Source organism: Flavobacterium cerinum (assembly GCF_004028155.1).
Classification (GTDB): domain Bacteria; phylum Bacteroidota; class Bacteroidia; order Flavobacteriales; family Flavobacteriaceae; genus Flavobacterium; species Flavobacterium cerinum.
The window spans coordinates 85,472-109,694 of sequence record NZ_SBII01000014.1; the positions used below are offsets into that span (position 1 = coordinate 85,472).

Below are 24,223 nucleotides of genomic sequence, written 5' to 3' on the forward strand. Positions count from 1 at the left end.
CTTTTTATTTACTCCATTTTTCAATATATTTTTTGGCTACAACAATATGTTCGTGCTCTTTCTCTATAAATGCCCGTGTGCGTTTGCTAATAGCAATAATTTCGTCAGGATTTTCTATAAGTAAAGAAAGTTCGTTAACAAGGTAGTCTACATCAGGAAGCGCATTTATCGCAACACGTTCAATGAGGTTGTAATGTTCCATGAATTCTTTCTCGGCACCTGTAAATACGACTTTACCTTTTGCCATTGCCTCAAGGGCATTATAGCCTTGATCGTAAGCATATACCTGATCAAGCAGGATATGTGCTTTACTATATAGCTTTATATAATCATTATAGGGCAGGCTTTCAGCAATAACTATTTCTATCTTTTCCTGATATTTTGCTTTAACAATGGTTAGTGCTTTTTCAAAATAAGGAATACCTTTTTGGTTATAAATCCATCGGTTAATACCCATAAAAATTATAATGGGTCCGTTTATAACAGGCTCATTATATTCGAGTTTAGAGATATTAATTGGATTTGGGATTAACCCCATAAATTTAGAATTACCCAACAGTGGAACGTAGTAGTCCATATCACTAGCAATAACTCCGGTAATTTTGCTGTATAGAAAATCATGTAATTTTTTATGTCCTTTGGATATATATTCAAACATAATCCGATATTCTTTTATAAGGGATATGTCTTTAAAAAAAGGATCCATGATTGAATAACGTGGCTTTTTATCGGCCATATATTTAACTACTGTGTAATCCATACCACAGCAAAGCAAAAAAGTTTTTTTGTTTTGTTTTATAATTTTATTGAGAAGATACTTTTCAAAGGGTTTTGATGTCTTTATTGGGGCTTCATTAATCAGTTGTACAACATCGTAGTTTTTAAGTTTAGGGAGCAATTTATAAAACCTCATACCTCTTTCAAGTTGAGCGATATCGTATTTAAAGATCCGGAAAATAATTTGTCGTGGAATGTTTAAAAATCCTTTACTGAGGGTTTTTGGGGTAATTAGAAAATCTGAAGGATATTGTTTAAATCCGTCTCCATCGCTAATAAGGATTACTTCGTGTCCCAGCGCTAACAAACCTTCTTTTAAGGAATTGTGCAGCCTGCTGTATTCGCCAATCAATAAAATCCTCATGAATGTTTATATTTGCCTCAAAAATAACTAATATCCCTTAATGCTACAACCTCGTAAAACTAAAATATGCCTTGTAGGCGATGCTTTATCCGGAGGCGGGGCAGAACGGGTACACGCATTTCTGTCCAATTATTTTGTAAGTAAGGATATAGATGTACACAATGCAGTAGTACAGGACAATGTATCTTATAATTTTTCGGGAGAGCTACTCAATTTGGGCTTACTCAAAAACCGTTCTAATGGGGTGTTTAATAAACTTAAACGCTTTTGGGTTTTACGAAGTTATATTAAAAAGCATAAATTCGATTACATTATAGATTTTAGGATGAGAACAAAGCCGGTTCAGGATTTGTTAATAGCTAGACTTGTTTATACTGCTCCTTCAATTTACACAGTGCACAGTTCTTTTATAAACTGGTATATGCCGCAACAGTCTTGGCTTACACGTATAATTTATGGCAATGCTTATGGTGTAGTAAGTATTACCCATAAAATGAAAGAATTAATAGAAAGTACACATGGATTAAAAAATGTGGCTACTATTTATAATCCGGTTAATATAGATTATATAGAGAAAAAATATATGGAAGGTACCGAGACTAATGAATTTAAATACATTCTTTCGGTAGGAAGCATGCATGATCATAATGTAAAGCAATTTGATAAATTAATTGAAGCCTACTCCAACTCTATGCTTCCTGAAAATAATATAAAATTACTTATACTGGGTGAAGGAAGCCAAAGGAATAAGCTGGAAAATATCGTTAAAAATAAAGGGCTGAATGATAAAATTGTATTCAAAAGTTTTCAGGAAAATCCGTACGTTTACATGCGTAATGCCTTATTCTATGTTCTTTCCAGCAAATTTGAAGGCCTACCTATGGTGTTGTTAGAATCTTTAGCCTGCGGAATACCAGTGGTAGCGTTTGACTGTTTTACCGGACCGTCGGAAATTATTGTTGACAAAGAAAATGGATTATTGATTGATAACCAAAATGTTCAGAAACTTACAGAAGGGATTAACCTTATGTTTGAAGATGAAAAATTATATATTAATTGTAAACAAAATTCATCTGCAAGCATAGAGAAATTTTCTTTAGAAAATATCGGGTCACAATGGCTGCACTATTTAAAAATTGACAACTAAATAATGGACATACAAATTATTGATATACCTAAATTTGAAGATCATACTGGTAATGTAGGAGTGATAGAAGGAAACGCAATTCCTTTTGAAATGAAGCGAATATTCTATTTGTATGATATTTCGGGAACCTCAGTAAGGGGAAGGCATGCTCATAAAGAATTAAAGCAATTTCTTATAGCAATTTCAGGTAGTTTTGAGGTTACCATAACAGACGGTACTAACAAAGAAAGAGTGTTTTTAAACCGTCCGGACAAAGGGCTCTTAATTAATAGTGGCTTGTGGAGCGAATTGGAAAATTTTTCATCCGGAGCCGTTTGTATGGTCGTAGCTTCTGATGTTTATATAGAAGACGACTATATAAGAAACTATGATGAGTTTCTTGATTATGTAAAAAGTTAGCTATAACTGTTTACAACAACTCCTTTTTGCAATAGCTTTTTCTTAAACCGGGTAATTAACTTAATTAGGAATAAGGGTGCTATAAGTAAAAAACGCTGTTTGTAATTTAAGTTTTGATAATTCAGGTTTTGAATCATTTTTCTAAAACCTGTTTTATTGCCTTCTAAACGATATGCCTTTGCCATAAAATACCTATAAAAATCTAAAAATCGTTTTATATCGGGTCTGTTTATGGCTAACGTTTCATATTTATCAAAATCAGGGATAACCTTATCTTTAATTCCAGCTAAAGACATTTGTTGCTGAGAATAAATCATATAACAGGCATGGGATTGATTGTAGTATGCCAATTGATAGTGGTGATTTGCACGTATGTAAAAATCGATATCTTCGGCAAAAGTAATTGTTTCATCAAAATGTCCTACCTTTTCAAATACGTTTTTGTTGATGCAAATACTGGAACAACTAATTAAAAGCTTACCTAAGTTTGCTGTAAAAAAATTCATCAGAGTCATGCTTCCGTCTGTAGTGTGTAAAGGATCATTTATTGGAATGATACTATTTCCGGGGTGTACTTCTTCATATTTTGTAGCAAATAATGAAGCTTGCGGATAATAGTTAATTAGAGCATGAATTTTCTCTAAAAACTGGGGCTTCCATAAATCATCTGCATCTAATAGGGCTATATAATTTGATTTTGCATTTTTTATACCTGTATTTCTTGAAGCAGATAACCCTTTATTGAAGTCATGGGTTATTAATCGTATTCTGTTATCGTTTATTGATCGTATAGCTTTAAGGCTGTCATCTGTAGAAACATCGTTAATAATAATTATTTCAAAATCAGTAAATGTCTGCGCTATAACACTTTTTAGGGTGGCTATAATATGGTCTTGTTTATTATAAAGAGGGATAACGATAGAAAAATAGGGCATGACGCTTATTTTAATGAACAAAGATAACCTAATCGATATAAATCAAAAATAAAAAGTGAAGGATTACTCCCTAAAAGGTTTTTATTAAAAGATCTTTTAACTATTTTGAAGGACAGTCTTGCTAATGGAGCTAAGCCGGACTTTCTAATCGAATTATGTATTTTAGCAATTCGCGTATAACTTTGAGGTAACAAATTGTTGTCAGTAAGATATTTGAGACCTACCACAGATTCTTCTGATTTTTTCATGAATATCTCACTGCTCTCAAGCCCCAGGTGATATACAGGGTTTTCAATATGTTCTACGGTTACTTTTTCTACACTTAAATCATAGGAGAACAAAGTGTCTTCATGTCTTAAGTTAGGGATGGATTCATTAAATGTAACTTTAGAAAATATAGATTTACTTATGGCAAAGTTAAGCGTAAGTAAACTCAGATGAGGTGCTTTTTGTCGCTGTTCTGCTAATAAAGCCTCACGACTGTTACCGTATACCCAACGTAATAATTTATCGTCGGATGGTTTTTCTTCCTGGTATTTTATACCTCCATAAACCACCTTTTCTTCCTGATCAAGATGCGGAAGGTATACAGAAATGAAATTATCATGAATGGGGAGGGTATCTGCATCTAGAAAAAGAAGCCATTCGTATTTTGCTTTCTTTGCTAAAAGATTACGCATACGGCTTCGCCCTATATTTTTCTTCAAAAGCTCATACATGCAATGTTCAAGTTGGTTAATCTTTTGGTTTTCGGCTATTGAAATACTATCTGTTGAGGCATCATCCAATACTATAATTTCAAAAGCTATGTTTTCACAATTAGCAAGTTTTTGTAATTTCTGTACTAATGGCAATACATTGTAATTGTAAGTAGGAATAAGTATAGATAACATTTCGCTGGTTTGAGACAAATGTATAAAGAAATAGTATCTATTTAAAATAACATAAAAAACGTTTGTAGATTTTATAAATGTCGCGAATTTTATATGTGAACTTTTTTCACATAAAACCACATAGTAGATTTTTATTTAATTAATAGATTTAATTCAGCTTTTTGATGAATTTTTAACCATTTAATGAATTTAATTTCGTAAGAAAATTAACATATTACATGTTAATTAAACCATAAACACTTGTTATTTTTAACCAAAAATTAAAAATATAATTTTATGAAAAAAGAATTTTTTATTGTCGGTTTATTATTGGCAGGAGTAATGCAATTAAATGCGCAAACGGGGTTAATTGAAACAGTAAACGAAACAGGTTTAGGAACTCAGAACGGAGCGGCTCAATCAGCTTCCGCAGCAACAGGATCAACTTTTGTAGGTTATCAGGCAGGTTTTGCAAATACTGGTATAGCACCAGGAACAGGTGCCAAAAACTCTTTCGTAGGATCACAAGCTGGACGTAGTAATACTACAGGGACACAAAATACTTATGTGGGATTTAATAGTGGGTATGTAAATACTACAGGTAACAATAATGTTTTTATTGGTGGTTATACAGGATATAACAGTACAGGAGGCGGAAATACGTTCACTGGTTACTATTCGGGATACAACACTTCTTCTGAATATAATTCTTTTTATGGATTTGGAAGTGGACGCTATAATACTACAGGTACCCAGAATGTTTTTATAGGAGCGAATTCAGGTTTTAATAATGTTAGTGGTACAGGAAATACTTTTAGTGGAACTAACACAGGAATTAATAATACAACAGGATTTGAAAATACTTATTTAGGATTTAATGCAGGATATAATAATAAGACTTCTGGAATGAACACTTTTGTAGGAACAAGAACGGGCTTTAATACATTAGGCTCTGGTAATGTGTTTTTGGGTCATGAAGCAGGTACAAATGAAACAGGCAGTAATAAATTTTATCTTGCTGTTGGGACTAATACACTTATGTACGGTGATTTTGCTACAGGAAAAATAGCAATAGGCGGTGCAACCAGTTTTCCTACTTCAGCTGGTAGTGTAAATGTTTCAAACTATAAATTGTTTGTAAAAGGAGGAATTCTTACTGAAGAAGTGAGAATACAATTGGCCACAGGATGGGCAGATTATGTTTTTGCAGATAACTACAAATTACCTTCATTAAATGAGGTAGAGCAGTTTATTGCAAAAAACGGTCACTTACCAAATGTACCTTCTGCAAAACAAGTAAAAGAAGATGGTATAGAGCTAGGACAAATGGCGAACATACAACAGGAAAAAATAGAAGAGCTTACATTGTATGCGATAGAGCAAAACAAACAGATAGAAACTCAAAAAAGTCAGCTTGAGCAGCAGCAAAAAGAGATAGATGAACTAAAAGCAGCCGTAAAATCTTTAGTAGGTAAACAATAATTATACGTTTAATCTAAATTTAAGAAATTATGAAAAGCGTATATTTATATATATTATTTTGTTTGTGTTTTAGTTATTCTTACAGTCAATATACAGTGAGTATGATTAATGTAAGATACTCAAACGGTACACCTATACCATCTGGGCAACCAATTAATTTTAATTCGTCAGGTACTGTATCATTTACATTTGATGCAAAAGTTACAACAGATGTAAATTTAGTGGACTCTGATGCTTTCGGAAACGTTGAGGTTTATGCTAAAAGAACGAACAAGATTGAACCAGATTGGTTGCAAACGGTCGGTATAACTCTTGGGCCAACTAATTCATCACCTAAATTTCATGGAGTAACGGGTGTAGGGAAAATTATTCTTAATGCATCAGATTTTAATTTTTCAGGAGATTATATATATGTAGTTTATAAACCTTTAAATATTGGTGGCAGTGGTACTTCAGTGGGATGGCCTATTGATAAAACAAGCGTATCAGGAAATCCTATTCTTAATAATGTCATTTCTGCTAATCAAAGTTTACCTGTAGGCGGGATACCGGAGCCCATAATTGGATCTACTCCAACTGGTGGGTCTGGTGTTTTTACATATATATGGAAACAATATTTTGTGCCTAATGGTCCACAGAGCGTGATTCCGGGAGCTACATCAAAAGATTATAATCCAGGGCCAATTACCCAAAATACTTTTTTTGTAAGGGAAGTTTCCTCTCCGGGTTCTTCAAATTCTGTCAGTACTTCGGTCTATATTCAATTTCCTCCATGCAAAATAGGTAACTATCATGAATTTAACGAAATGACGACATATACTACTCCTTATTTTAGTCAGCAATCCGGCTTTCTTAGATTGCAGTCATTTATATATTCAGGAGTGAAAACTACTTATCAGGCAGGTGAATATATAGTCATGGAGACTGGTTTTTATGGTGCTGGAGGATCACAATTACATGCTTATATAGCAGGATGTGGTGACTCGTCTGCAATGATGATGGCTAATACTGAAAATGTAGAAGCAGAAAAAAAAGAAGAAATTTTTGTTCTTTATCCTAATCCCGCGATAGATAATGTATCAATAACATCAAACAAGTTAATGAGTTCTGTTTTAGTAGCATCACTTAGTGGGTTAACGTTTTTTCAAAGTGAAATCAAAGCGACTTCCTATGAGCTTAATATAGGTAATTATCCCAAAGGGATATATGTTGTAACCGTCACCACTTCTGATGGTAAAACAGAATTTAAAAAACTTATTAAAAATTAATACAGTTTGATAATTAGTTAAGGTCGTCAATTGACGGCCTTAACTTTAAAAATGAATGAAGATTATGAAAAAGCTATATATATGGTTTGCAGTCATTATGCCTATTTTCTTAGTAGAGGCACAAAATCTGCAAAATGCCAATTGGGATTTTGGTTATGGTTTAGCATTCGAGTTTTTGCCATATCCTCAGAAGTCATCATCCGTTGATATGACTGCTTTCGCTAGTTGTGCAACCGTATCTGATCAATCAGGTAAAAAGTTATTTCATACTAATGGACGGTCTATTGTTTCTATTGGAACTAATAGTGTTTATTATATAACATCTAACGATTTAAAAGGCGACTTTATTAGCACACAGGGTGTTATAATTGTGCCAAAACCCGGGGACAGTGATAATTATTATGTTGTAACATTAGACGGTGTTCAGTCTATGACCGAGTCATTCCCAAGGGGGGGATTGTATTATAGTGAGGTTGATATGGCATTAAATGGAGGTTTGGGCGGTATTGTAGCAGGTGCTAAAAATATTCCATTAAAAGATCATAATGGGGTCATTATAGATGAAAACTACACTGTTGCTAGCTATGTAGGTAATTATAGCGAAAAGTTAACAGCGACTGTACAGAGTAATGGAAACGACTATTGGATAGTTACACAAATTGACCGATACATTTATTCCTATAAAGTAACTTCTGCAGGTATCACTTTAGTTCCAAATTCATACACTCAAACTGTTAATACTGTTACGAATGATTTATTATCAGGAATAGGAGGTATGAAAATAAGTCCTGATACACAAAGAATAGCGATAGCATATCATGATGGGGTACAAAATTCTATACAAACCAAAGCTTTAATTCCTTCAAATCGATATCCCGGTGTGGTTTTGGGTAGTTTTAATAATACTACAGGTAAAGTGATATTGGATGAGGAACATCCCATAATTATCACAAAAAATAATGGAAATCCATATGGAGTGGAATTTTCTCCAGACAGTAGTAATATTTATTTTTCAGCGGGTGACGTTTATAATCCAAATGGAGATTTCTTAGGTAAGAAAATTTATTACACTACTTCACAATATGATGTATTAAATTATGTGTCTTTTGATAATGGAATCTATGATTTACAGCTTGGTATTGATAATAAGATATATTTCACAAATCAAATTGGAAATCGACTTGGGGTGATAAATAATCCAAATAATATACTGGCTCCAACTATAGTAGAAGATGCTTATTTGTATGGATCAGGTACAACGGTTGTTAGTAGGGGACTTCCTCAATGGGTACATTGGCAGCAATCAGGCTGTACTTCTATATTAACTCTTACTACAGCAAATAATGTTGTTCAGGGACAAAACAACAGGCAGGCTTCAAATACCTTAAATGCTGCTAATGTAATTACAGAAAATGGTTCTGCAAATTATCATGCAGGCACTGCAGTTGTATTAAAGCCCGGTTTTCATGGAGCGAGTGGAGCTTCTTTTAGAGGGTATATTGAAGGGTGTTCCGGTCAGTTTTCGGGTCTAAGAACTACAGAAGAAGATAATCAGAGTTTTGCTAAGACCGAAGTTAAGCAAAGCCTTTTCACACTTTCACCTAACCCTGCTGCTGACAGAACTGTTATAGCATCAGATAAGATGATGGTACATGTAGAAGTGAAATCGTTAACAGGGACTATATTCTATAGCGGAAAGGTTAATGATAAATCTCATGAGCTGTATATAGGTAATTATCCTAAAGGTTTTTACATGGTAATGGTAACAACTGATACAGGAGAAGTTGAGGTTAAAAAACTGATAAAAGATTAAATATTTATTTCTTATAAAAGAAAAGCCCCGCGATTGCGGGGCTTTCTTATTTATATATTACTGCGAATTAAACTGTTCTTTGTATAACTTCAAACAAAGTACCTGCATCGCATTTAAGTGTTTTAGAAGGGAACTTCATTAATAAAGCATAATCATGTGTTGCCATAATAATGGTTTTTCCGTTTTGGTTGATCTCACGAAGCAGCTGCATAACCTCTACACTGGTTTGTGGGTCAAGGTTACCGGTAGGCTCATCAGCGAGGATAACTTCCGGATCATTTAATAGGGCACGGGCAACGGCAATTCTTTGTTGCTCTCCACCCGATACCTGATGCGGCATTTTATTAGCGGCATTTTTCATGCCTACTTTATCCAGTACTTCATTGATCTTAACATCCATTTCCTGTTTTTCACTCCATCCGGTAGCTTTCAGTACAAACAATAAATTATCATGTACACTACGGTCTGGCAGGAGCTTAAAATCCTGAAACACGATACCAATTTTTCTACGTAGGTACGGAATGTCTTTTTCTTTTAATGTCTTTAGGTCGTAATCTACAAATGTTCCTTCGCCTTCCTGTAGTTTAAGATCGGCATACAGGGTTTTCATAAAACTACTTTTTCCAGATCCTGTTTTTCCAATTATATAAATAAACTCACCGTGATTAACTTCAAGGTTAATGTCAGATAGTACGGCATTGTTATCCTGGTAAATGGTAACATTTTGTAGTGATAATACAGGCTGGGACATAGATTTAGAGTGTTTGTTTTGGTAAAAGTAATAAGTAAACGCTTTTATTCAAAATTTTATTTTTGAGAGTGTTTACGGTTTATAGGTGAAAGGTCGTTTTTTTAAATTAGTTTTTGTTTGTTTCGTCTAAAAAAAAGTTAATTGATTTGAAAAATTCATAGTGTTATGATTTTCCTAAAACGATACTAAAAGCCTAAAAACTTCCGTTGATTAATAATAAGAATTGATATATTTGGCTTTCCATAAAAATTAACACACATGCGCAGACTAAACAGGCTACTCCTATTTTCGGTACCGCTTTGGGGCTTAAGCCTTTCGGCACAACAATCCGCAATTTACACCCATGAACTAAAAGATTTTGATAAAGCAATAACGCTTTACAATGACAAGCAGTATCAGGCAGCGCAGATACTTTTTGAAAAAACAAAGGGTGAAAACAAAGAAATGGAGGTTCAGGCAGATTGTGCTTATTACATCGCAAATTGCGCAATAAGACTCGACCAGATGGATGCTGATATGCTTATGGAGAATTTTGTTGAAGATTACCCTACCAGCACAAAACAAAATCAGGCTTTTATTGAGGTTGCCGGTTATTATTTTGCCCAGGGCAAATATCCGCAGGCATTGCAATGGTATGACAAAGTAGATGAAAGCAGCATGAGTACTGCCGATAGGGATAAATATAACTTTCAAAAAGGCTACAGTTATTTTAGTGCAGGTGATAAAAAACAGGCAGATAAATACCTGAACAAAGTTATAAACTCTAAGGAATTTGGTTCTCAGGCTAAATATTATCTGGGTTTCATGTCATACGAAAGTGACGATTATAAAAAAGCAAACCAGTTATTTGAACAGGTAGAAGACCAAGGGAAGTACAAAGAAAAAATGTCGTACTTCCAAGCTGATATGAATTTTAAGCTTGGTAACTTCCAAAAGGCGATCGATCTTGGTGTGCCACAGCTTTCTAAATCTGATGCGAATGAAAAGTCAGAGCTTAATAAAATTATAGGAGAGAGCTACTTTAACCTTGGTAAATACGATAAGGCTATTCCTTATCTAAAAGAATACCACGGTAAAAAAGGCAAATGGAATAATACTGATTTCTATCAATTGGGTTATGCGTATTACAAGCAAGGTGACTATGAAAATGCGATCGCTCAGTTCAACAAAATTATAGAAGGTAATGATTCAGTTGCCCAAAATGCATATTACCACCTTGGTGAAAGTTATCTGAAATCGGGTAAAAAACAGCAGGCGCTTAATGCGTTTAAAAATGCATCTGAAATGGAATACGACCTGAAAATTCAGGAAGATGCATGGCTTAATTATGCAAAGGTAAGTTACGAAATCGGTAACCCTTATCAAAGTGTTCCTGCAGTATTGGGAGCTTTCCTTGAAAAATATCCTGCTACCCAATTTAAACAAGAGATACAGACCCTTTTAATCAATTCTTACATTACATCTAAGAATTACAAGGAAGCATTAATCCTGCTAGAAAAAGATAAGTCAGCAACTAATAGGCCGGCTTACCAAAAGGTGACTTTTTACCGCGGACTTGAGTTGTATACTGATGGTAACTATCAGGAAGCAATGACAATGTTTAAAAAATCGATTGCTGAACCTCGTGACCCAAGGATCACTGCCCGTGCTACGTTCTGGAAAGCAGAAACAGAATCTGTACTTAATGCTTTTAGTGAAGCATTGATAACCTTTAAACAATTTATGGGTAATGCTGAGGCGAAAACGACACCTGAGTATAAAAATATTAATTATAATATGGCCTATACTTACTTTAAGCTAAAAGAGTATGAACAGGCGGCAAAATATTTTCAGGATTATGTTTCGCAGGCAACTGCAAAAGGAGATGCGGTAAGGCTTAACGATGCTTACCTTCGTTTAGGTGATAGTAACTTCGTTACAGGTAAATACTGGCCGGCTATGGAAGCTTATAATAAAGCTATTGATATGAAAGGTATTGATGCTGATTATGCTTTCTTCCAAAAAGGACTTAGTTATGGCTTTGTAGCCAGGAATGAAAAGAAGATTGAAGATCTTACCAAGTTTGTACAAACTTATCCTAAATCGAAGTATGCAGACGATGCTTTGTATGAACTAGGGAATACCTATGTTACCGAGAAAAACACAACTAAAGCAATTCAGACGTACGATAAACTTATCGCCGACTACAAAGAGAGCTCTTACGTGTCTAAAGCAATAATGCGTCAGGCGCTTATTTATTATAATGCAGAGAACGATGAAAAAGCATTGGATAAATTCAAAAAGGTGGTTGCCGAATTCCCTAATACACCGGAGGCTATGGAAGCAGTATCTACTGCCCGTTTGATCTATGTAGATAAAGGACGTACAGACGAATATGCTGCATGGGTTAAAACACTGGATTTTGTTGATGTAACTGATGCCGATCTTGATAATACTGCCTTTGAAGCTGCTGAAAAGCAATATCTTCAAAATAACAACAAACAAGCAATATCATCACTGAGTGGTTATGTGGCTAAATTCCCTAACGGAATATCGTCGTTAAAAGCCAATTTCTATCTGGCGCAGTCGTACTATGCAGAAGGATTAGAAAGCAATGCGATACCTAGTTACGAATTTGTGATCTCTAAATCGAGAAGTGAATTTACAGAGCAGGCGTTAGCAAGGTTATCACAGATCTATTTAAAGAAAGGTGATTATGCTAAAGCTATTCCTGTATTAAAACGTCTTGAAGTTGAGGCAGATTTTCCTCAGAATGTAACTTTTGCGCAGTCTAACCTAATGAAGGGGTACTATGATCAGCAGGATTATGCTAATGCAGTAGTGTATGCTGGTAAAGTATTGAGTAATACTAAAACGGAAGATAAGGTAAAAAGCGACGCACAGATAATCGTAGCACGTTCTGCAGTTAAAGCGAATGATGAGCCTAAAGCGAGAGAAGCTTATGCTAAACTGCTAACAATTGCTAAGGGGGAGTTAGCGGCAGAGGCATTATACTATGATGCTTATTTTAAAAACAAAGATGGAAAGTTTGAAGCTTCAAATACAACAGTACAAAAGCTTTCTAAAGACTATTCAGGTTACAAATATTTTGGAGCAAAAGGATTAGTTGTAATGGCTAAAAACTTTTACGGATTAAAAGACAGCTTCCAGGCAACTTATATACTGGAAAGTGTTGTTAAGAACTTTACAGCTTATCCGGATGCTGTTGCAGAAGCACAGAAAGAGCTTGATGCTATAAAGGCAGAAGAAGCGAAACGTAACTCATCCATCCAAAAATAATCAGACTAAGCCATGAAGATCAAATTTCAATATAAAATAGCCGTATTAGCAGCATTTGCTGTTGCACAGGGAGCGCATTCACAAAAGAAGGATGAAAATATAGGTACTGAGGTGGTAAATGTTGTAAAACCCTACACACCTACAATATCTGATGCTTTTAAAGTAAAAGAGACACCTGTAATAGAAGACGAGGATAATACACAGAAGGAAGAGATAAAATATAATATTTTCTCATTTCCCGTTGCTTCAACTTTTACACCATCTAAAGGTAAAGCTGCTGGTGTAGACAGGCAGCAGCGTGAAAAATTATATAACAATTATGCTACTTTAGGAGTTGGCAACTATGGTACTATTAATGCAGAATTGTTTATTACAGAAAATCTTAATCGTAACGAATATGTTGGGGCTATGTTGCGCCATATCTCTTCTCAGGGAGGGATAAAAAACATCAAACTTGATGATAAATATTATAATACCGGATTAGATCTTACTTATGGTAACCGTCAGAAGGATTTTAGTTGGAATGCCGATTTGGGTTTCCAGAATCAGGTGTATAACTGGTATGGTCTTCCGTTACAGTTCCAGGATATAGATAATGAAACAATTAGAGGGATAGATCCAAAGCAAACCTATAATACTGTTTATGTAGGAGGTAAGATCGCTGCTGAAGATAGTTTCTTTAGGGAAGCTTCTATGCAGTACAAACGTTTCTGGGACGGTTACGGTTCCGTAGAGAATCGCTTTTTTGTAAAACCATCATTAGATATTGATGTGATGGAAGAAAAAATAAAAGTTGATTTTGTTGCCGATTACGTAGGCGGAAATCTTGCAGAAGATACTGAGTTCCCAATAGAGTACAGCAATTTGAATTTTGGTATACAGCCAAGTTTAGTGTATCAGAAGGATGATCTTTCGGTACAGCTGGGTGCGGGGTTGTTTTATAGTATGGGTAAGATGAATGGCGATACAGATAATAAATTCTATGTTTACCCTCAGGTAAAAGCATCCTATAAAGTAGTGGGCGATCTTATGGTTGCTTATGCAGGGGCAGAAGGAGGGTTGAAACAAAACTCGTATGCTGATTTTGTATCTGAGAACCCTTTTATATCGCCATTACAGGCAATTACACCTACAGATAAGAAATATGATATTTATGTTGGGTTAAAAGGTAAGCTTGCAAGTGCCATTGCTTACAACATTCGCGGTTCGTACATGAATGAAGGTAATAAAGCAATGTTCTTAAATTTTGATCCAAGAGTATTACCTGGCCCTGGAGCAAATCTTAATGGTTTCGAATATGGTAATTCATTCAGTGTAGTGTATGATCAGGTGCAAACAGTAAGTTTCTTTGGAGAATTAAAAGCAGATTTAAGTAAAAACATAAGGTTTGGTGTTAATGGAACTTTTAGCAGCTATTCGTTAGACAACCAGTCTGAAGCCTGGAATATGCCGCAAATAAAAGTAGGGACAAGCCTTGATGTTGATATCAATACAAAATGGTCTGCCGGAGCCAATGTATTTTACGTAGGCGATAGAAAAGATCTTGTTTTTCCGGGTAACACATTTGTAGATACCGGGCTGGCTTATGATACTAAAGTGGTTACGCTTAAAAATTATTTCGATGTTAATGCTCATGTAGGGTATAAATACAGTGAGCGCCTTAGTGCTTTCTTGAAATTAAATAATATAGCGAATCAGGATTATGAGCGCTGGGTGAATTATAAAGTACAGGGCTTCCAGGTTTTGGTAGGAGCATCTTACAAGTTTAATTTCTAAAAGAAAAATAGTTAAAAATTATAATTGAAAGATTTAAAGATTGGGTAGTTTCTCAATTTTTAAATCTTTCAATCGTTTAAATCTTCAACACATTGCATACACTAAAACATAAAACGCTAAACTACTACATACAGCAGGTAGATGACAAGATAGACGCATTTCGTGACATGATAAGCGCATTAACCGAAGATGCTTCTAATGATGCAAAAGGATCGGCTGGAGATAAGCACGAAACAGCGCTTTCTATGATGCATTTGGAGCAGGAGAAGCTAAATCATAAGTTAAGTGAATTTCTTGCTCAAAAGGCAGTATTGGAGAAAATAAATACTGAAATTACTGTGCCCAGAGTAGTGCTGGGGAGTCTTGTAAAGGCTAATAATATGTATTTATTTGTAAGTGCTGCACTGCCTAAAATAATGATAGATGGAATATCTGTCATTGCGTTATCGCCCCAATCGCCTTTGGGTACTAAACTCATGGGCATAGAGGTTGGAGGAACTTTTGAGATAAGCGGTACAAAATATACAATAGAAGAAATTAGCTAAAAAAAACCATCCTTTCCGGATGGTTTTTTTATGATTTGTAACCTCTTTCTGGTTTAAATAGGTATGTTGCTTATATAATATGTTAAAATAGTCTTTGTTTGTTTTTATTTGTAAGCTAAATTGTTCTTTGTGTTTTATAATTAAAACTATAATATCATTTTTGCTTTGCTAAAGTGAAGTGAAAGATGCTTTAGTGATAAATTTTAAAATAAGAATAATATGTGTGGGATTTTAGCAATTATCGGTAAAGGGAAAGATGAAGTGTTAGTAAAGCAGCTTTCTAAAAGGATGTCGCATAGAGGCCCGGATGAAAGTGATCTTTATGTTACTGAGAGTGGAAGTATATTAAGCCATGAGCGCTTATCGATTATAGATCTTAATACGGGAAGGCAGCCAATTCAGGGAACATCTAAAGCATGGATGGTACATAATGGTGAAATTTACAACCATCAGAACCTGCGTGATACAGTATTAAGAAATCACACATTCAGAACTACTTCTGATTCTGAAGTTATTGTTCATTTATATGAAGAGTTTGGTTATGATTTTTGCAACATGCTCGATGGGATGTTTGCCTTTGTGGTAATTGATGGCGATGATTTTATTGCCGGGCGTGATCCCTTAGGTATTAAGCCATTGTATTATGGACTTGATGAAAGAGGCAGGATTTATTTTGCTTCGGAAATGAAAGCCATTGCCGATCATTGTAAAACATTTTCAACGTTCCCTCCCGGATACTATTATACCCAAAAAACAGGTTTTGTAAAGTATTACAAACCGGAATGGGAAGATGCATCTAAAGCGGTAGAAGATGCCGATTTGGAGGCTATAAGATCAAGTCTTACTCAGGCTGTAAAGAAAAGGCTTATGAGTGATGTTCCGGTAGGCGTATTGCTTTCCGGAGGGTTAGATTCTTCACTTACATCTTCTATAGCAGCCCGATTGCTGCAGGATTCAGGAAAAAAACTAAAATCATTTTCAATTGGTCTTAATGCTGATGCTCCAGATGCTGTTGCTGCCCGAAAAGTAGCTGATTTTTTAGGTACAGAACATCATGAGATACATTTCACGATAGAACAGGGTATTGAGATTCTTGATAAACTCATATGGCATTTGGAAACCTATGACGTTACTTCCATAAGAGCCAGTACACCAATGTATTTCCTGTCTAAAGCTATAAGAGAAACAGGGGTAAAGGTTGTGCTTTCCGGAGAAGGAGCCGATGAGGTTTTTGGAGGTTATCTGTATTTTAGAAATGCGCCATCTGCAGCCGATTTTCAGAAAGAAACGATAGAAAGGGTTCAAAAACTTTTTACGGCCGATTTACTGCGTGCAGATAAGTCAACAATGGCCCATGGCCTGGAGGCGCGTGTACCGTTTTTAGATAAAGCATTTTTAGAGCTGGCTATAAAAATACGACCGGAAGAAAAACAACCTATAACTTATGATGGTATAGAGAAATATATCCTTAGAAAAGCATTTGATACACCGGAAAGTCCTTATTTACCGGATGAGGTATTGTGGAGGCAGAAGGAGCAGTTTAGTGATGGGGTAGGATACAGCTGGATCGATACATTGATCGAATACTGCTCGGCACAAGTAACAGATGAAGAACTGGCAGGCGCACCCGAACGATTCCCTTACAATACACCCGTTACGAGGGAAGCTTACTTTTACAGAGCTATTTTTCATAAACATTTCCCGCAGGTAAGTGCTGCACAGACAGTGCGCAGATGGATACCAAAATGGCAGCAAAATACAGACCCGAGCGGACGTGCTAATGCAGCACACGTTCAGGCAGATACATATATGGCACAGATTAGTCAGGAAGTGTAATAGGATTTATTAAATTTTAGTTTGTTTGTTTATGTTTAAGGCGTTCCGCTGTAAAAGGAGCGTCTTTTTTTTGCACTATTTTTAACACTATAGTGGCTTATTATCATAGTATGCTCTCTTTTAATAAATTGTTAATAACTTAGGTGCCAAAAGGGGTGTTTTGATAGCTTTATCCCTCCTGTTTTCATATATTTGTTCGTTAAACCTAAAATTTAGTTAAGAATAAAATTTTATGAGTGAAGAGGTAAATAAAAACAGTTATTCGGCAGACAGTATTCAGGCCTTAGAGGGAATGGAGCACGTAAGAATGCGTCCTTCCATGTATATAGGCGATGTAGGTGTCCGTGGTTTGCACCATCTGGTATATGAAGTAGTGGATAACTCTATTGATGAGGCGATGGGTGGCCATTGCGACACAATAGGTGTTACTATAAATGAAGATGGTTCTGTAACAGTTGAAGATAATGGTCGTGGTATACCGGTAGACATGCACAAAAAAGAAGGAGTTTCTGCCCTTGAGGTAGTAATGACTAAAATTGGTGCGGGAGGTAAATTCGATAAAGATTCTTATAAAGTTTCCGGAGGTCTTCACGGTGTGGGTGTATCTGTAGTAAATGCATTATCCAACCACATGCGCTCTACTGTTTACAGAGACGGTAAAATTTATGAACAGGAATACGAAAAAGGTAAGTCAGTCTACCCTGTAAAACAGATTGGTGAGACAACCAAAAGAGGTACTACCCAGACGTTTTATCCTGATAATACTATCTTTACACAAACAACAGAGTTCTCTTATGATACTCTTGCCGCACGTATGCGTGAGCTTTCATTCCTTAATAAAGGAATAACAGTAACGCTTACTGATAAAAGAGAGAAAAACGATAAAGGCGAATTTGTTTCTGAAATTTTCCATTCTGATGAAGGGTTAAAGGAGTATATCCGTTTCCTTGATGGTAACCGTGAACCGATCATTTCGCACGTTATCAGCATGGAAAGTGAAAAAGGTGAAATACCTGTAGAAGTTGCGCTTATCTATAATACGAGTTATACAGAGAATATTTTCTCTTATGTAAATAATATAAATACACACGAAGGAGGTACTCACTTGTCAGGTTTCCGTAGGGGATTAACAAATACCCTAAAGAAATATGCTGATAGTTCAGGTCTTCTTGATAAACTGAAATTTGAAATTTCAGGTGATGACTTCCGTGAGGGGCTTACAGCTATTATCTCGGTAAAAGTTCAGGAGCCGCAATTTGAAGGACAGACAAAAACAAAATTAGGTAACCGTGAGGTTGTCGCGCCGGTAAGCCAGGCTGTTAGTGAAATGCTTGAGAACTATCTTGAGGAGAATCCTAATGACGCAAGGGTTATTGTGCAAAAAGTAATACTTGCTGCACAGGCACGTCACGCTGCTAAAAAAGCACGTGAAATGGTTCAGCGTAAAACCGTAATGGGTGGCGGTGGACTTCCGGGTAAGCTATCGGACTGTTCTGAACAGGATCCTGCTAAATGTGAAGTATTCCTTGTCGAGGGAGACTCGGCAGGTGGAACTGCAAAACAAGGACGTGACAGGGCTTTTCAGGCAATTTTACCACTAAGGGGTAAAATCCTTAACGTAGAGAAGGCAATGCATCATAAGGTGTTCGAGAACGAAGAGATTCGTAATATCTTTACTGCACTTGGTGTTACCATTGGTACTGCTGAAGATAGTAAAGCGCTTAACCTTGAAAAACTGCGTTACCATAAAGTTGTTATTATGTGTGATGCCGATGTTGATGGTAGTCACATTGCTACGCTTATCCTTACGTTCTTTTTCCGTTTTATGAAAGAGCTTATCGAGAATGGACACGTTTATATTGCAACTCCACCATTATACCTTGTGAAAAAAGGAACTAAGAAGGAGTATGCATGGACAGATGCTCAGCGTGATGCTATAACTGAGAAAATGGGCGGTGGATCTGCGATTCAACGTTATAAAGGTCTTGGAGAGATGAACGCGGAGCAGCTTTGGGATACTACTATGGATCCAAGTTTCCGTACACTTCGTCAGGTAAATATTGACAGTCTTGCAGAGGCAGACAGGATATTCTCAATGCTTATGGGGGATGAGGTTCCACCAAGAAGGGAATTTATTGAAAAGAATGCAGCTTACGCAAAAATTGACGCATAAGTATTTCTATATATACAAACACAACAAGGCATTCGGTAACGGATGCCTTGTCTTTTTTTAAGCAATTATAAGATTTCTTTTGGGCTGGAACGTGTAAAAAGGTTTTTTCTTTAAGAAATGGAAAAAAAATATGTGGAAAAGTGGTCAAATATGTTTAATATTGAGAAGATTTAATATGCAAACATGGTTTGCTTTTGATATTTTTGTAGATATCAGTATTTGCTGATGTCGTTAATAACCTAAAAACAACCAAAATTCAATAAATTATGAAAGTAACAATAGTAGGTGCCGGCAATGTGGGCGCTACCTGTGCTGATGTTATCTCTTACAGAGGGATAGCAAGCGAAGTGGTTCTGCTTGATATTAAAGAAGGATTTGCTGAAGGCAAAGCGATGGATATTATGCAGTGTGCTACCACGACAGGATTTAATACAAAAGTATCAGGCAGTACAAACGATTATTCTAAGACTGCAAATAGTGATGTAGTAGTAATTACATCCGGGATACCAAGAAAACCGGGAATGACTCGCGAAGAACTTATAGGGATCAATGCAGGTATTGTGAAATCGGTTGCAGAAAATGTGCTTAAACATTCACCAAATACTATAATAGTAGTTGTGTCTAACCCAATGGACACAATGACTTATCTAACACTAAAAGCTACCGGTCTGCCTAAGAACAGAGTTATTGGTATGGGTGGGGCATTAGATAGCTCACGTTTTAAATATTATCTTTCAAAAGCTTTAGATAAGCCTTCTAACGATGTTCAGGGTATGGTTATAGGTGGGCATGGTGATACAACTATGATACCTCTTACAAGGCTTGCTTCTTACAACGGCAGTCCTGTGTCCGATTTCCTTTCTCAGGAGCAGTTAGAAAAAGTAGCTGCCGATACAATGGTGGGGGGAGCTACACTTACAGGTTTATTAGGTACATCTGCATGGTATGCTCCGGGAGCATCTGTCGCTTATCTTGTAGATAGTATTCTTAACGACCAGAAAAAAATGATTGCATGCTCAGTGTTCCTTGAAGGTGAATATGGTCAGGACGATATCTGTCTTGGTGTGCCGTGTATCATTGGAAAGAATGGTATCGAAGAAATTGTGAGTATTAAGCTTAACGACAGTGAAAAAGCCCTATTGGCTAAAAGTGCTGATGCGGTAAGAAATATGAACGCCGACCTAAAGTCGGTATTGGCGTAAAAAGTAAGAGTAAAGATAAAGGCTGCCGTGGCAGCCTTATTTGTGTATATTTTGCTATTCTTTTACCGTCATATAGTTGCCATTGCTGTTACGATCAATAGTGTTATAATCGAGATTCTGCCCTGGTGCCGGCATATACATAATAACAGGATCGGTGTTGCCTCTGTAGAATCCGTCCTGAATATTTTGTAAGTAAATATCGTAGAAATCTATAGTCTCTGCCTTGTCTTTAGTACTGTTTTCAGTTATTGCGGGCTTATTGTCTTTAGCGTAATAAAGGATGTTTTTTTGTCGTGCTTCTTCCAGTTTTTTAGCGCTGTCTTTTATTGCAACACTTAAATTGTCAGATAGTTGGGTTTGCTGTCCGCGGGTATTGAATGCAAAGGCCATAAATGCCGAAATTACCACTAACTTTTTCATAAAGAAGATTTTAAGATACTCAAAGTTAAGCGGTTTGTGCCTTACAGCCAAACTGTTAAAAAATACTTTTTGAGTGAATTTTGTTTTTTGTGATAATGTTAGTAAATAAATTGGTTAATCTAATGGTAAATTATATATTTGCTCGTTTTAAAAAAATTGAACATAATTAATTTTTAGTAATAATGCAGAATAAGGGACTCATTAAATTTTTCGCAATACTATTTGCGTTAGTATGTATCTACCAGCTTTCGTTCACATTCGTTTCTAATGGTATTGAGAAAGATGCTAAGGCTTTTGCCGGTGGCGACTCTGATAAAGAGCTAGCCTATCTTGATTCAATGAAGGATTCGGTTGTGTATTTAGGGTATACATATGATCAAGTAAGGAACAAACAGATCAACAAAGGTCTTGACCTTGAAGGAGGGATTAACGTAATGCTGCAGATATCTGTAAAAGATATCATACATGGCCTTGCTAATAACTCTAAAAATCCTGTTTTAAACAAAGCTTTAAGTGAAGCTACAAAAAACAGACAGGGTAATCAGGATTATCTTGACGCGTTCTTTATTGCGTTTGATAAAGAGTCTAACGGCAGCGTGAAATTAGCTTCGCCTGAACTATTCACAAACAGGATAATGGGTGATGCTGTCAATACAAAAATGACAGATGATCAGGTTAAAGCCGTTATAAAGAAAAAAGTTAGCGAGTCTATCGATAGTGCCTTTGGCGTATTGACAGAGCGTATTGATAAATTTGGTGTTGTACAGCCTAATATCCAGAAAATTGGAGAGTCAGGTCGTATCATGGTAGAATTACCTGGTGCTAAAGATATTGACCGTGTAAAAAAATTATTGCAGAGTACTGCACAACTTGAATTCTGGGAAGCATACAAAGTAAACGACCTGCAAGGATTCCTTATGGGAGCTAATGAGGTTCTTAAGAAAACAGAGAAAGCAGAAACTGCTGAAGTAGCAAAAGATACTACAAAAGCAAATTCTGATATCGAAAAACTTCTTACAGATAAATCTAAAGATTCAGCTGTAGCTCCGGTAAAAGGTGCTAACCCATTATTTGATAAGCTTGTTCCAAGCCAGGGAGGTCCTGTAATTGGTATGGCTTCTACAAAAGATACAGCAGCAGTAAACAATTGGTTTAAAAGATCAGATATCCGTTCGTTACTTTCAGGTGATCTTCGTTATGTGCGTTTTGCATGGGGTAAAGAAAACAAAAAGAACAAAGGAATGCTTGAGCTTTATGCTCTTAAAACAAACAGAGAAGGTATTCCTGACCTAAGCGGAAACGTTATTACAGGTGCAAGCGATACTTTCGACCAGTTTGGTAAGCCATCTGTAGAAATGCAGATGAATAATAGAGGTGCTCAGGTTTGGGAAGAAATGACAGGAAAAGCATATACTACACAAGGGTATATTGCTATTGTTCTTGATAATGTTGTTTATTCTGCACCAGGTGTATCTACAGGTCCTATTGCAGGAGGTAATTCTCAAATTTCCGGATCATTTGATGTAACAGAAACAAAAGATTTAGCTAACATCCTAAGAGCAGGTAAACTTCCGGCTTCAGCTGATATCGTTCAGTCAGAAGTGGTAGGTCCGTCATTAGGTCAGGAAGCTATTGATAATGGTATACTATCATCTATTGCTGGTCTATTACTAGTATCACTTTGGATGGTTATTTATTATGGTAAATCAGGTTGGTATGCTAACATTGCACTTATTGTTAACTTACTTTTCCTTTTTGGTTTCCTTGCAAGTTTAGGTGCTGTATTAACATTGCCGGGTATTGCGGGTATCGTACTTACAATGGGTACAGCAGTAGATGCGAACATTATTATATATGAGCGTGCAAAAGAAGAGTTACGTCATGGAAAAACACTTGACGAAGCAATTAAAACATCGTTTAGCTGGAGAGGTGCAATGTCATCTATTACCGATGCGAACGTTACACACGTACTTACAGGTTTAGTGTTATTAATATTTGGTACAGGTCCGGTTAAAGGTTTTGCTACTACATTGTTGATAGGTATATTTACATCTCTTTTCACATCGATATTTATTACAAGAATGATGCTTGACTGGAGTGTAAGAAGAGGAGATAAACTAACTTTTGTTACTAATCTTTCTAAAAACTGGTTTACTAACTTCCATTTCGATTTCCTTGGAGCTAAGAAATATACTTATGCTTTCTCTTCTATAGTAGTAATCGTAAGCTGTGTGTCTATATTCTTTGTGAATGGACTTGATCAAGGTATTGACTTCGTTGGTGGTAGAACATTCCAGGTTAAATTTGACAAGTCAGTTTCTACTGAAGATGTGAAAAAAGATCTTGGAGATATCTTTAAAGATAATGTTGATGCAAAAGTATTTGGTAATGATTCGCAATTAAGAATTACAACTAAATATAAAATTGAAGAAAAAACCGTTGCAGCTGATGCAGAAGTAAATAAATTATTGTTTGAAGGACTTAAGAAGTACTATAGTACTCCAATTACATACGAACAGTTTGTAAATACTTACGAAGGTAAAAAACTAGGTGTACTACAGGCTAGTAAAGTTGATGGTTCTGTTGCAGACGATATCAAGACCAATTCAATTTGGGCAATATTAGGCTCTATGGCTATTGTATTTATTTACTTAATGGTAAGTTTTAGAAAATGGCAGTACAGCTTAGGTGCTATTGCAGCTGTAGCGCACGACGTTATATTTGTACTTGGTATCTACTCTCTATGTTACAAATTCATGCCTTTCCATATGGAAATGGATCAGCACTTTATTGCTGCGATCCTTACTGTTATTGGTTATTCGATGAATGATACGGTAATTGTATTTGACAGGGTAAGGGAATATCTTGCAGGTAATACTAAAGGTAACTTCCGTGATATTGTGAACACTTCTATTAATACAACTATGTCAAGAACGATCAACACATCGTTAACCATGATCATGGTATTATTAATTATGTTCATCTTTGGTGGAGATTCTATCCGTGGATTTATATTTGCAATGCTTGTGGGTATCGTAGTAGGAACTTATTCTTCACTATTTATTGCTACACCGGTTCTTGTAGATACAGTATCTAAAAAAGATAAAGACCTGATTGTGAAACGTCACAATGAAGAGGTGTAATATAATATAGATTATTATAAAAAAACCTGTCTATGCATATA

Annotated in this window: 17 protein-coding genes; 12 read left to right on the forward strand and 5 right to left on the reverse strand. The window is 35.8% G+C overall.

What is annotated here, in order from left to right; genetic code table 11:
- Positions 1-4: 4 nt before the first annotated feature.
- Positions 5-1,141 carry a glycosyltransferase gene (locus EPI11_RS16930; protein WP_128391176.1) on the reverse strand — a complete coding sequence of 379 codons (1,137 nt, stop codon included), beginning with the start codon at positions 1,139-1,141 and terminating at the stop codon, positions 5-7.
- A gap of 40 nt (positions 1,142-1,181) precedes the next feature.
- Between EPI11_RS16930 and EPI11_RS16935 the strand changes: the two genes are divergently transcribed.
- Positions 1,182-2,288, forward strand: coding sequence for a glycosyltransferase (locus EPI11_RS16935; protein WP_128391177.1), 1,107 nt, complete (start codon positions 1,182-1,184; stop codon positions 2,286-2,288).
- A gap of 3 nt (positions 2,289-2,291) precedes the next feature.
- Positions 2,292-2,687: a sugar 3,4-ketoisomerase gene (locus tag EPI11_RS16940; RefSeq protein WP_128391178.1), complete on the forward strand. Its 396-nt coding sequence runs from the start codon at positions 2,292-2,294 to the stop codon at positions 2,685-2,687.
- On the opposite strand, the gene EPI11_RS16945 is transcribed toward EPI11_RS16940, so the two are convergent.
- Both EPI11_RS16945 and EPI11_RS16950 read right to left on the reverse strand, forming a co-directional pair.
- Entirely contained in the window at positions 2,684-3,622 is a 939-nt protein-coding gene (locus EPI11_RS16945; protein ID WP_128391179.1) for a glycosyltransferase family 2 protein, read from the reverse strand. The genes EPI11_RS16940 and EPI11_RS16945 overlap by 4 nt on opposite strands.
- Positions 3,623-3,627: 5 nt before the next feature.
- Positions 3,628-4,515: a glycosyltransferase family 2 protein gene (locus EPI11_RS16950; RefSeq protein ID WP_128391180.1), complete on the reverse strand. Its 888-nt coding sequence runs from the start codon at positions 4,513-4,515 to the stop codon at positions 3,628-3,630.
- Positions 4,516-4,791: 276 nt separating this feature from the next.
- Here EPI11_RS16950 and EPI11_RS16955 point away from each other — a divergent pair, with 276 nt between their 5' ends.
- From EPI11_RS16955 to EPI11_RS16965, 3 genes are all read left to right on the forward strand, one after another.
- Positions 4,792-5,976, forward strand: a complete 1,185-nt coding sequence (locus tag EPI11_RS16955; RefSeq protein WP_128391181.1) for an FtsB/FtsL family cell division protein — start codon at positions 4,792-4,794, stop codon at positions 5,974-5,976.
- A gap of 101 nt (positions 5,977-6,077) precedes the next feature.
- Positions 6,078-7,244 carry a 3-coathanger stack domain-containing protein gene (locus EPI11_RS16960; RefSeq protein WP_164879195.1) on the forward strand — a complete coding sequence of 389 codons (1,167 nt, stop codon included), beginning with the start codon at positions 6,078-6,080 and terminating at the stop codon, positions 7,242-7,244.
- 64 nt (positions 7,245-7,308) lie between these two features.
- The gene (locus EPI11_RS16965) at positions 7,309-9,057 is read left to right on the forward strand and encodes a T9SS type A sorting domain-containing protein (protein WP_164879196.1); all 1,749 of its coding nucleotides are present in this window, start codon (positions 7,309-7,311) and stop codon (positions 9,055-9,057) included.
- A 67-nt stretch (positions 9,058-9,124) separates the two neighbouring features.
- Here EPI11_RS16965 and EPI11_RS16970 read toward each other — a convergent pair whose 3' ends face one another.
- Positions 9,125-9,808, reverse strand: coding sequence for a cell division ATP-binding protein FtsE (locus tag EPI11_RS16970; protein WP_128391184.1), 684 nt, complete (start codon positions 9,806-9,808; stop codon positions 9,125-9,127).
- A 258-nt stretch (positions 9,809-10,066) separates the two neighbouring features.
- Between EPI11_RS16970 and EPI11_RS16975 the strand changes: the two genes are divergently transcribed.
- The 6 genes from EPI11_RS16975 to mdh all read left to right on the forward strand — a co-directional run bounded on the left by EPI11_RS16975 (position 10,067) and on the right by mdh (position 20,619).
- On the forward strand, positions 10,067-13,087 hold the full coding sequence (locus EPI11_RS16975) for a tetratricopeptide repeat protein (protein WP_128391185.1): 3,021 nt from the start codon (positions 10,067-10,069) through the stop codon (positions 13,085-13,087).
- Positions 13,088-13,099: 12 nt separating this feature from the next.
- Positions 13,100-14,863 (forward strand): porin family protein, encoded by a 1,764-nt coding sequence (locus EPI11_RS16980; RefSeq protein ID WP_128391186.1) that lies wholly within the window; start codon positions 13,100-13,102, stop codon positions 14,861-14,863.
- Positions 14,864-14,955: 92 nt separating this feature from the next.
- Complete coding sequence (locus EPI11_RS16985; RefSeq protein WP_128391187.1) at positions 14,956-15,408, forward strand: hypothetical protein; 453 nt, start codon at positions 14,956-14,958, stop codon at positions 15,406-15,408.
- A gap of 219 nt (positions 15,409-15,627) precedes the next feature.
- On the forward strand, positions 15,628-17,244 hold the full coding sequence (asnB, locus tag EPI11_RS16990; protein ID WP_128391188.1) for an asparagine synthase B: 1,617 nt from the start codon (positions 15,628-15,630) through the stop codon (positions 17,242-17,244).
- 232 nt (positions 17,245-17,476) lie between these two features.
- A complete protein-coding gene (gene gyrB, locus EPI11_RS16995) occupies positions 17,477-19,417 on the forward strand; it encodes a DNA topoisomerase (ATP-hydrolyzing) subunit B (RefSeq protein ID WP_128391189.1) in 1,941 nt (646 codons plus the stop codon).
- 266 nt (positions 19,418-19,683) lie between these two features.
- Positions 19,684-20,619 carry a malate dehydrogenase gene (gene mdh / locus EPI11_RS17000; protein WP_128391190.1) on the forward strand — a complete coding sequence of 312 codons (936 nt, stop codon included), beginning with the start codon at positions 19,684-19,686 and terminating at the stop codon, positions 20,617-20,619.
- Between the two features lie 54 nt (positions 20,620-20,673).
- Here mdh and EPI11_RS17005 read toward each other — a convergent pair whose 3' ends face one another.
- The gene (locus tag EPI11_RS17005) at positions 20,674-21,039 is read right to left on the reverse strand and encodes a hypothetical protein (protein ID WP_128391191.1); all 366 of its coding nucleotides are present in this window, start codon (positions 21,037-21,039) and stop codon (positions 20,674-20,676) included.
- Between the two features lie 182 nt (positions 21,040-21,221).
- Here EPI11_RS17005 and secDF point away from each other — a divergent pair, with 182 nt between their 5' ends.
- Entirely contained in the window at positions 21,222-24,182 is a 2,961-nt protein-coding gene (secDF, locus tag EPI11_RS17010; RefSeq protein WP_128391192.1) for a protein translocase subunit SecDF, read from the forward strand.
- Positions 24,183-24,223: the final 41 nt, after the last annotated feature.